Here is a 10,431-nt window from a genome sequence, read left to right as displayed (position 1 = left end):
GCCGTAGGGGTTGGCGTCGTGCTGACGCAGCAGCCTGCGCTGGAAGACTGGTACGACTCGAACGCCGCGCAAGGCCAGTTCGAGGGCAAGTCGAAGGAAGAGATCCAGGCGGCGCTTAACGAGGAAGTGGCGAAGGGCATGATGAACATCTCCATCGCGGCGTCCATCACGTTCGCCGACGGCTCGTCCGAGGGCGAGGCGCGCATCGAGAACATCGCCGCGAACCCGATGGATCAGAAAGTGGTCATCACGCTGAAAGATTCGGGCGAGACGGTGTACGAGTCGGCTGCCATAGCGCCCGACCAGCATATTCAAACGATCAAGCTGACGAAGGATCTTGATCCCGGACAGTACGCCGCCGTGGCCACGTTCACCGGCTACGATCGCGAGACGCACAAGCAAACCGGCCAAGCGGCCGCTGAAATTGTTTTGAACGTCGAAGGCTAAGGGGCTTTCGACGCGGAAGATACGTAGAGCGCATCCGACAACGTAAGGGCACGTTAGAAAGGGAACTATCATGAGCAAGCTTACGAATTTGAAAAAGGGCATCGTTGGTGTTTGCGCGGCAACAATGCTAACGGGGCTATGCGCAGCTCCGGCGTTCGCGGTAACTGACAAAACGATACAGGGCTCAAATAATACTGCGGCCACGGGTACTAGCTCGGTCGATGTGACGGCGACAATAAATATTTCGGCAACAGTGCCTACGACCCTCCCCATCTCGATTACCAACGACACCATAACGGGACCTGGCGATTTTTCCATAGGCAATACCACCAAGGGCTTCGATGTTGCGTTGACGGATGTCAAGGTGACGAACAAAACTGATAATAATTTTACCTTAGCCTCTTCCGACACGACATTGGCTCCTAACGCATTGTGCGTGACCATATCGCAAAAGAATGATGTTACAAAGAAAACAGTGCTTACTGAGTCGAGCGCAACTGGTTTGAACTGGACTATAGGAAAAAGCACTGATGGGACGACGGCAACGCCTTTGGCTTTGACGATGGATATAAAATCAGGCACTCTGGATAAGACTTTTCTTTCCAGCTATTTTACCAAGGCTTCAGCATTCGACGTCGCTTGGACTATTGGGCTAGCGTAGAACTTACCCGACTGCAATAGAAATGGTTTCGATTTATGACGAAGCCGACAGCATATAGTATGCCCCCATGGAAAGCCGCGCTGAGGATCAGCGCGGCTTTCGCGCTTTGCGCGCTGTTGGTGTTCGGGTTGTTATGGCCGGTGCCGTTTTCGTTTGCGGCCGAGAAGGACGCGGGCGGTTCCGAAGCGGTCGAGGAGCCTGCGGCTCCGAAGACGCCGGTTGACGATATCGACAACGTTGTGGTCGAAGCGCCTTCGCACGCTCCCGCTCCAAGCGAGCCGAAGCCCCAATCCCGGCCTCTGCCCGACGCCGAGCCGGTTGCCCCCGATGCTCCCATCGTTCCCGAATACGAGCGTGCATGGCCTATCGGTGCGGACGATGCCTCGGCGGTGTTGGCTGAGCTGTGGCCCGACGGGACGTTCGTGGTCGACGGGTCGGGGGAAACGGTCGCGTTCGACGACGTCAAGGATGTCCCCTGGCTGGCGGCAGGCGTGGCCGACGACATCAGGCGCGTGATCTTCGCCGACAAGGTGGAAGCGACGAGCTTGGCTCATTGGTTCGAGGGATGCTCGAACCTGAGCGAGATCGCGAACGTGCCCGCCAGCGTCGAAGATCTGACGCGCGCGTTCTACGATTGCCCGAAGCTCGTCGAGCTTCCCGACGAATTCGCATTCGCCGACGAGGCGGTCGCGGATGAATGCTTCGGCTTCGAGGAGCCGGCCGAAACGCTGCTGGCCACGGTGTATCGCGGCGCGGACGAGAACGTGCTGAGGTACGCATGGAATCTCGACGGGCGCGAGCTTGTGAATCCCGATGCGCCGGAGCTGCCGACGGTTGAAGAGCCGGATGATTCCGCGGAGCCCAAGGATCCCGTCGAGTCTGAAACGCCCGAAGACTCCGAGGGCGTCGAGGATCCCGACGATTCGAAGGACCTCGATGCTTCCGCGGACGAATCTGTAGAGCAGCCGGCGGACGAGCTTACCGACAAGCTCGCGAACGCGCCCGCCGAAGAGGCGCCCGTCCCCGAACCGCCTGCCGAGCCGGAATCCGAACCTGCGCTCGCACCCCAAGAGGAAGCCCAGGTCAACATCACCGTCCCTTCGTCGGTTTCCATGGTTCTGAACGCCGAAGGCGACAACACCGCTCTCATCCCCGTTGCGGCGGCGAACCGCTCGGAACGCAACGTGGCCATCGTGGGCGTTCGTCTCAAGCGCGCCGACCAGGACTTGCCGGGGGGCTCGTGGTCGCTCACCACCGAAAGCGGCTCCACGACATTCGTGCAGGACGCGCGCTTCACACCGCTGGGACTTGAAGCGACGTTCGACCGGCCGGTGCTGCTAGCTGCAGGCGATGAGAACACGATGCTCGTGTGGCACGGAACGTTCACCGACTACGGTATGAAGACGCTGCTCAACGCCACGATCGACGCGGACGGCAACAGCTTCGCCTACGGCTCGATGATCTGGATCGTCGCCGCCGCGTAACGACGACGGGAGCATCTTCGCCCGAAAAACACGCCTCAGACGTTGGAGCGTGTTTTTCGGGCGAAGATGAGCCGCTGCGGGGGCAATCGTCTCGGGCTACATCGAATCGCGGCGCAAGCGCTCCGCTTCTGCGAGCAGCTCGGCAGGAACGCTGGCTGAGCTGCGAATCTCGTCAGATGAGCGCATAAGGCGCCCTTGCTCGTTGTTGTCGCCCACAAGCAGCCCGTTCGCGAAGAATACGCTCGATCCATCCAGAACCAGGTTGTATACCTCGAAATCGTGCGAAACGCACCCGATGGCTTTTCCGAGCGTCAGATTGCTCGTCGCGGGCTCGTGCGGAGCGAGCTCGATGCTTTCGATGGCGACGCAGCCGCCCTCCGTGCGAAGCCGATCGTCCACGACGACCTCGCTGCATCGCTTGACGCCCTTGTCGGTGAACAGGGGGTGGTTCCCCGTCGCGACGAGGTTGCCGCCTTGCGCGAGCCCGATGCGAACCAGCTCGGGCTCGCGCCCTTTGATGATGTCGCGTATATGCGCGGTTCCTGTTTCGGTTCTTACCAAATCGCCGATACGCAGGTCGCGAATGGGGCGCTGGCTGCCATCGGCCATGAGCACGAGGGTTGACGCTTCGACGCAACAACAACCGTTCATCTTGCACCGCCTTACTTGTGATTACTATTTGTGATAGTACCTATGCTGCTCGTACTTCGGCTCGCAGCAGACGTTGATGCCGAGGGTGCGGTACAGCTTCTCGTCGGTGGCCGACAGGATCACGCTGAAGAACGCGTCGCAGCCGTATAGGTCGTTCACGTGGTCGATCAGCTTCTTCGCCAGCGGATCGGTGGCCGAGCTGATGGACAGCGCGATGAGCGTCTCATCGGAGTGTAGGCGGGGGTTGCGGCTGTTCAGCTGCTCGGTTTTCAGGCGGCAGATGGGCGTGATGGCCTCGTCGCTGATCACGTCGATGTCGTCGTCCACGCCGGCCAGGCCCTTGAGCGCGTTCATCAGCAGCGACGATGCCGCGCCCAGCAGCGACGACGTCTTGCCCGTCACCACCGAGCCGTCGGGCAGTACCATCGCTCCAGCCGGGCCGCCGGTGGTCTCCTCCTTCAGCAGCGCCGCCGAGCGCGCGGGAGACAAGCTCGCGTTCACGCCTGCCTGGTTCATCAGCAGCTCCAGGCGTTCCATGCGCTCCTGGCCCACGCCCGAGCGCTTCACTTCCACCGCGGTTTGGAAGTAGCGGCGCACGATCTCCATCTTCGCGGCGTCGCGCACGGCCTCGTCGTCCACGATGGCGTTGCCGGCCATGTTCACGCCCATGTCGGTGGGCGACTGGTACGGGCTGGTGCCCGAGATACGCTCCATCATGGCCTTCAGCACGGGGAATATCTCCACGTCGCGGTTGTAGTTGACCGTGGTGATGCCGTAGGCTTCCAGATGGAAGGGATCGATGGTGTTCGCGTCGTCGAGGTCCACCGTGGCCGCCTCGTAGGCGATGTTCACCGGGTGCTTCAGCGGCAGGTTCCACACGGGGAACGTCTCGTACTTGGCGTAGCCGGCCGCGATGCCGCGCTCATGCTCGTGGTACAGCTGCGACAGGCACGTGGCCATCTTGCCCGAGCCGGGGCCGGGCGCCGTCACCACCACGAGGGGGCGCGTCGTTTCCACGTATTCGTTCTTGCCGTAGCCCTCTTCGCTGACGATGCGGTCGATGTCGTACGGATAGCCGGCGATAGGGTAGTGCAGGTAGCTTTTGATGCCCAGGCTTTCCAGGCGGCGGCGGAACGCGCCGGCCGAGGGTTGGTTCGCGTAGTGGGTGATCACCACACCGCTGGTGGCGAAGCCCATGGAGCGGAAGATGTCCATGAGGCGCAGCACGTCCTCGTCGTAGGTGATGCCCAAGTCTCCGCGGACCTTGCTCTTCTCGATGTCGTTGGCGTTGATGGCGATGATGATCTCCACCTCGTCGGCCAGGCTCTTGAGCATGCGGATCTTGGAGTCGGGCTCGAACCCGGGCAGCACGCGCGCGGCATGGTAGTCGTCGAACAGCTTTCCGCCGAATTCCAGATAGAGCTTGCCGCCGAACTGATTGATGCGGTTGCGGATATGCTCGGCCTGAAGCGCGATGTACTTGTCGTTGTCGAACCCGATGCGCATGGAATCCCTCTTCTTCTTCGAACCGTTCTGCTCTTGCACTAATGTAACAGCATACCACGATAGCGGGCGAACCCGCGTCAAACCATCAGCTGTACAGAGCCGCGTAGGGGTGCGAGGCGCGGGCTGTCATTTCATGCCGTTGACCAGCGACAGCAGCTCTTCTCGCGAGCTGACGTCCAGTTTGCGGTAAATATTGCGGATGTGGGTGCGCGCGGTGTTGTCGGAGATGAACAGCGTTTTGGAGATGTATACCGACCCGTATCCCAGGCTCAGGTACTGCAGTATCTCGCGTTCGCGCTTCGTGAGGGCGTACCCGTTCGCTAGCGTCACGATGCGTTCGTGCTGCAATGCATGCAGCGTATCGGTTTCACCTTCGTTCCGCATGCCTGCATCCTGCAAAGCGTCGGGATCGTCCGTCGAGCAAGCCTGCTGCCATGCGACGAAGCCGAGGTGCACCACCACGATGCAGAAGTATGAGGAAAGCACGACCCACAGGTACGGCCCTAAATTCACATCCGGCGGCACGTTCGCCTGCACCGTCATGCCCAAAAGCGATGCCGCACAGCTGAGCAGGAAGGCCGCCGAGAACACGAAGGGCAGAGGGAATTCTCCCGCCTCGGCCATGGCGACCAGCGATGAGAGCGCGAAGAGCGATAGCAGGGCGAGAGGCGCGTATACGAGCATCGCTCCCGCCACGAACAGCGTCGTCCCCGTCGGGAAGCTGCCCAGCACGATGCTCACCGCGACGCACGCCGGAACAGCCAAGCGGTCGATCAGCATAACGAACGGGCTTTTCAACCGCATTGCGCAAAGCGCCACGACGACGGCCGATGCAACGATGGCGCCCGTGTACTCGCTTCGTCCCGCTCCCACGTCGGCGTCGAACGAATAAGCGGCCATCATGAACGAGCAGACGAGAAAGCCCAGCAGCGGCACCCATATGATCGATAGGAATGTCCTGAGAGAAGATGCAAGCCCTGTCAGCGTGTTCGACGGGCTTTCCGCGTCAGGGGAGCCGGTGAAGCCGCCCCCGCCGTTTTCGATGCCGGAGACGCTCTGTGCGTCCTCATCCGTCTCGTGCGTGCATTTCTCGATTCCGAACAACAGGGGGAGAACCGATCCCGTTATGGCGAGAACGCCTTCCGCGGCTACCGCGAACGGGTCGGACAAAAGCGAAACGATCCAGGCGACAGCCGACGAGCTGGCGCACGCGATGGCACCGTAGAACATCACGCTGCGAAAATCCATTAGATACAGACGCACCCACCGCATGATCACCGGCGCCATGCATGCCCCGGCCGTGACGCCGAGCGCTGCGAACAAGACGACGTTACGGTATCCGGCTGCGAGCAGAATCCAGATCGCCACCAAGACTGCGGCGTACGTCCAAGCGCAGCCTGTGGCGATCGGGCGCCCTTTGCGCGTTTCGAAGCCAGGCCAGCTGGGGCGTTGCGCCGAGAAGAGCAGGATGGCGAGGGCTGTCGCAAAGCAAGAGAGCAGCATGGCGAAAAGAAAGTCGCCAGCGGGCGAGACGTTCGGTGCGAAACGCAGCATAAGGTAGGAGTTGGGCGGATAGAGGGGCGCCGAGGCAAGGAAAGCCGCTAACAGCAAAAGGCGGGGGCGGAAACGGATGGGAGGTTGGGCGGCTAGCCTGTTCAAGTACGTGCCGTTTGCCATGCGAAAGCCCCCCTTTGGCTTCTCCGATGTTTCCTGCCCATTGTACTCCAGCCGAGTCGTCCTTCGGACTCGCGTTCTCCGAAAGCCGGTCGCCTCGATGTCTTTTCAGTCCGATCATCTGGTAAAACGAAAAAATACTGCAACGCGGTGATGCGCTTCACGCACTGCGGTTATTCTCCCTGTTCCACGTGCGTCCTATGGTTGCGTCGTTGCAAGGGCGGCGCATGGAGCGCTGCTCGATTCACCCTGAAGGAGGGAGATCATGAACAACGAAAAGCAAAAGAAAGAGCTGGCCGACGGCCTCACGCGTCGCGGGTTCCTCACGCTAGGAGGCGTGGCGGCGCTGGGAGCGGGAGCAGCGTTGGCGGGATGTTCGCCGCAGGCGTCTTCGGCAAGCTCGGCGGGCGATGCTGCGACGGCTGCGAGCGCGGCCGACGCCGCCGAAGGACTTGCCCCGTCGCCGTGGGGAGACTATTATCCTTGGCCCGCCAATCCTCCTGAGATCACCGACGATATGGTGGAGGAAGAGCTTGACTGCGACGTGGCGGTCGTGGGTCTGGGCGTCTCGGGCGTCGCGGCGTTCCGTGCGGCGTCCGAGGGCGGCGCCAAGGTCGTCGGCATCGAGAAGGGTTCCATGCCGCAGCAGCGCTCCAGCCAGTACTGCTACTTGAACGGCAAGCTGACCGACACCTTCGGCCTGCCCCACCTCGACCTTGAGGCCATCATCAAGGAAGAGTTCCAGGAGTGCGCCAGCATCACGAATTACAATATCGTCCGCAAGTTCGTCTTGGGCGACGCGGAGGCTATGGACTGGTGGATCGAGGGCGCGGATTGCGAGATCCTCGAGAATTACGAGATGTCGATGGATCCCAGCGCGGACGTTCCCAACGGCGTCAGCTGCATGAGCGATCCGACCATCGACTGGGAGAGCGAGCCGCAGGCCGCTTTCCCCGAATGCCTGAACTTCACCGACCATCAGGCCGTGCTCGACAACAATTTCCAGAAGGGCCTCGATGCCGGCACGGGCTCCGAAGCGTATTTCGGCCATTTCGCCGAAGCGCTCATCCAAAACGATGAAGGTCGCGTGGTGGGCGTGTACGCGCGCAACGCCGATACCGGCAAGTACAAGAAGATCAACGCTGAAAACGGCGTGTGCCTGGCATCGGGCTGCTGTCGATCCAACGAGGACATGGTGCGCTACTTCGCACCGAACCTCATCTGGAACGGCAACGGCAACCCATGGCCGAACATGGACGTCGAGGGCAACCGCACCAATACGGGCGACGGCTACAAGCTGGGGTACTGGGCGGGTGCTTCCATCCAGCAGTACCAGTGCTCGCAGATGCACGTGATGGGGGGTCCGGGCGACACCGATTCGCAGAACGATTCCATGGGCTTCACCGGACCGCTGTTGCGCATCAACTACAACGGCGAGCGGTTCATGAACGAGGACACCTGCGCCGCCGATGCCGAGTATCCCATCGAGCTGCAGCCCAAGCACAAGTGCTTCATGATCACCGACAGCCACTTCGAAGAGAATGCTGCGAAGTGCGTGAACACGTTCGCGGCCACGCTCGCCGAGTGGGACGAGCGGGTGGGCGACGGCACCATCTTCAAGGGCCAGACGCTGCGCGAGTTGTTCGAGAGCATCGACGGCATGGACGTCGATGCAGCGCTGGCCACGGTCGAGCGCTACAACGAGCTGTGCGAGAAGGGCGTCGACGAGGACTACGCCAAGCAGGCGAAGTACCTGATGCCCGTGACCGACGACGGCCCGTACTACGCGCAGCGCATGGGCGTGGGCCTGTGCCTGGTCATGATGGGCGGCTTGGAATCCAACCAGAACGCCCAGGTGCTCGACCTCGAGCGCCAGGTGATCCCCGGCTTGTATGCGTCCGGCAACATCCAGGGCAGCCGCTTCGCTATCAAGTACCCCTTCCGTCTGAGCGGCCACAGCCACGCGATGGCCATGTTCTACGGCAAGGTGGCCGGCGAGAACGCCGCAGCCGGTTTGTAGACAACTAACCTGATCATTCGACGGTGCCGTCCTTTGCCGGATGTGCGCACCCCTCCCTCTCCGGTGCAAGGGCCGGGCACGCGCTCTCGATGCGCGGCGCCCGGCCCTTGCGCTGTCTGCGCCTCTTGCATCTGGCTCGCGCATCGGCTGCCGTGCCGTGGGTGTTACGGCTTTGTTAATTGCGCCGGGCAATGCGGCTCCGACCTCGTGCATGCCGTAGAATGAAAAGACGTTTGGAGGCAGGATCCGCTGTGCTCTTCGGGCGTATTTCGTGCGCGGCCAGGCGCCGTCTCCGAATCATATGAAGCACGCATAGCATGATAGGAGAATCATGGCCAAGCACATCTTCGTTACCGGGGGCGTCGTCTCGTCGCTGGGCAAGGGCATTACGGCCGCGTCGCTGGGGCACTTGCTCAAGGCGCGCGGGTACCAAGTGACCATGCAGAAGATGGATCCGTACCTCAACGTGGATCCGGGAACCATGTCGCCGTTCCAGCACGGCGAAGTGTTCGTCACCGAGGACGGGCACGAAGGCGATCTCGACCTGGGGCACTACGAGCGCTTCATCGACGAGAACCTCACGCGCGAGTCCAACTTCACGCAGGGATCCATCTACCAGAGCCTCATCGCGCGCGAGCGGCGCGGCGACTACCTGGGCGGCACCGTGCAGGTGATTCCGCACGTCACCGAGGCCATCAAGGCGCGCCTGCGGCGCATCGCCGACCAAACCGGCGCCGACATCGTCATATCCGAGATCGGCGGCACCGTCGGCGACATCGAGTCGCTGCCGTTCATCGAGGCCGCGCGCCAGTTCAAGAAGGAGCTGCCGTACGGCGACGTGCTGTTCGTTCACGTGACGCTGGTGCCTTATATAGCCGCAGCGCACGAGGTGAAGACGAAGCCCACGCAGCATTCGGTGAAGGAGCTGCGCTCCATCGGCGTGCAGCCCGACTTCATCGTGTGCCGCTCGGACCACGAGATCGAGGACGGCGTGCGCGAGAAGATCGCGCTGTTCTGCGACGTGCGGCCCGAGGAGGTGCTGGCCTGCACCGACGCGCCGTCCATCTACGAGGTGCCGCTGGGCTTGCACGAGCAGCGCTTCGACGAGATGGTGCTCGACCGGTTGTGCCTCGAGCGGCGTTCGGCCGACTTGGCGCCCCTGCGCTCGTTCTTGGCCGCGGCGGACGCTTGCGATGAGGAGGTGGACGTGGCCGTGGTGGGCAAGTACGTGAGCCTGCCCGACGCGTATCTGTCGGTGATCGAGGCGCTCGGGCATGCGGGGGTGCGCTGCGGATGCCGCGTGAACGTGCACCTCGTGGACGGCGAGGAGCTGTCGGACGCGAACGCGGGGGCGGTGCTGGGCGGCATGGACGGCATCCTCGTGCCGGGCGGTTTCGGCCAGCGCGCCTTCGAGGGCAAGATCGCCGCGGCTCGCTACGCGCGCAAGCAGGGCATTCCCTACTTGGGCATCTGCCTGGGGCTGCAGGCTGCCGTATGCATGTTCGCGCGCGACGCGGCCGGCATGTCCGGGGCCACGTCGGCCGAGTTCGATGCCGAGGCGGCCTTTCCCGTGGTGGACCTCATGCCCGAGCAGGAGGATGTGGAGGGCAAGGGCGGAACCATGCGCCTGGGAGCTTATCCGTGCAAGGTGGAGCCGGGCACGAAGGCGTTCGAGGCTTACGGCGAATCTATTATATATGAGCGTCACCGTCATCGTTATGAGGTGAACAACGCCTTCCGCGAGCGCTTGGTCGAAGCGGGGCTTTCGGTGTCGGGCGCGTCGCCGGACGGGCGGCTCGTGGAGATGGTGGAGCTGCCCGGCCATCCGTGGTTCGTCGCCAGCCAGGGCCATCCCGAGTTCAAGAGCCGCCCCACGCGGCCCCATCCGCTGTTCTGCGGTTTCGTGAGCGCCGCCGCCGTGCGTCGCGCCTAGGGAGGACGGTGGCGCGCTTCCTGCGGACGCGCAGCGTCCTCATCGCCGCGAAGGC

At 62.4% G+C, this 10,431-nt stretch carries 7 protein-coding genes and 1 pseudogene; 5 read left to right on the top strand and 3 right to left on the bottom strand.

Going from position 1 to position 10,431, the window contains the following annotated elements; translation table 11 throughout:
* From ACMO6A_RS04720 to ACMO6A_RS04710, 3 genes and pseudogenes are all read left to right on the top strand, one after another.
* Positions 1–447 (top strand): annotated as a pseudogene (locus ACMO6A_RS04720) (flagellar protein FliS); the annotation flags it as partial.
* Between the two features lie 70 nt (positions 448–517).
* Positions 518–1,108, top strand: a complete 591-nt coding sequence (locus ACMO6A_RS04715; RefSeq protein WP_139019511.1) for a hypothetical protein — start codon at positions 518–520, stop codon at positions 1,106–1,108.
* Between the two features lie 59 nt (positions 1,109–1,167).
* On the top strand, positions 1,168–2,592 hold the full coding sequence (locus tag ACMO6A_RS04710) for a hypothetical protein (RefSeq protein ID WP_418470840.1): 1,425 nt from the start codon (positions 1,168–1,170) through the stop codon (positions 2,590–2,592).
* A gap of 96 nt (positions 2,593–2,688) precedes the next feature.
* Here ACMO6A_RS04710 and ACMO6A_RS04705 read toward each other — a convergent pair whose 3' ends face one another.
* The 3 genes from ACMO6A_RS04705 to ACMO6A_RS04695 all read right to left on the bottom strand — a co-directional run bounded on the left by ACMO6A_RS04705 (position 2,689) and on the right by ACMO6A_RS04695 (position 5,979).
* A complete protein-coding gene (locus tag ACMO6A_RS04705) occupies positions 2,689–3,243 on the bottom strand; it encodes a Hint domain-containing protein (protein ID WP_015760964.1) in 555 nt (184 codons plus the stop codon).
* A 24-nt stretch (positions 3,244–3,267) separates the two neighbouring features.
* Positions 3,268–4,749: a DUF1846 domain-containing protein gene (locus ACMO6A_RS04700; RefSeq protein ID WP_009306265.1), complete on the bottom strand. Its 1,482-nt coding sequence runs from the start codon at positions 4,747–4,749 to the stop codon at positions 3,268–3,270.
* 126 nt (positions 4,750–4,875) lie between these two features.
* Positions 4,876–5,979, bottom strand: a complete 1,104-nt coding sequence (locus tag ACMO6A_RS04695; protein ID WP_231566132.1) for a helix-turn-helix transcriptional regulator — start codon at positions 5,977–5,979, stop codon at positions 4,876–4,878.
* Between the two features lie 709 nt (positions 5,980–6,688).
* Between ACMO6A_RS04695 and ACMO6A_RS04690 the strand changes: the two genes are divergently transcribed.
* Positions 6,689–8,443: an FAD-binding protein gene (locus ACMO6A_RS04690; protein ID WP_009306263.1), complete on the top strand. Its 1,755-nt coding sequence runs from the start codon at positions 6,689–6,691 to the stop codon at positions 8,441–8,443.
* A 331-nt stretch (positions 8,444–8,774) separates the two neighbouring features.
* Positions 8,775–10,376 carry a CTP synthase gene (locus ACMO6A_RS04685; protein WP_009306262.1) on the top strand — a complete coding sequence of 534 codons (1,602 nt, stop codon included), beginning with the start codon at positions 8,775–8,777 and terminating at the stop codon, positions 10,374–10,376.
* Positions 10,377–10,431 lie beyond the last annotated feature (55 nt).

Origin of the sequence: Eggerthella sp., from assembly GCF_048329335.1 — a bacterium.
Classification (GTDB): Bacteria; Actinomycetota; Coriobacteriia; order Coriobacteriales; family Eggerthellaceae; genus Eggerthella; species Eggerthella lenta.
This window is presented reverse-complemented; position numbering and strand designations above follow the sequence as displayed.

Coding starts and splice junctions, on each gene's coding strand:
- ACMO6A_RS04715 (WP_139019511.1), top strand. CDS start 518: ATGAGCAAGCTTACGAATTTGAAAAAGGGCATCGTTGGTGTTTGCGCG.
- ACMO6A_RS04710 (WP_418470840.1), top strand. CDS start 1,168: ATGCCCCCATGGAAAGCCGCGCTGAGGATCAGCGCGGCTTTCGCGCTT.
- ACMO6A_RS04705 (WP_015760964.1), bottom strand. CDS start 3,243: ATGAACGGTTGTTGTTGCGTCGAAGCGTCAACCCTCGTGCTCATGGCC.
- ACMO6A_RS04700 (WP_009306265.1), bottom strand. CDS start 4,749: ATGCGCATCGGGTTCGACAACGACAAGTACATCGCGCTTCAGGCCGAG.
- ACMO6A_RS04695 (WP_231566132.1), bottom strand. CDS start 5,979: ATGTTCTACGGTGCCATCGCGTGCGCCAGCTCGTCGGCTGTCGCCTGG.
- ACMO6A_RS04690 (WP_009306263.1), top strand. CDS start 6,689: ATGAACAACGAAAAGCAAAAGAAAGAGCTGGCCGACGGCCTCACGCGT.
- ACMO6A_RS04685 (WP_009306262.1), top strand. CDS start 8,775: ATGGCCAAGCACATCTTCGTTACCGGGGGCGTCGTCTCGTCGCTGGGC.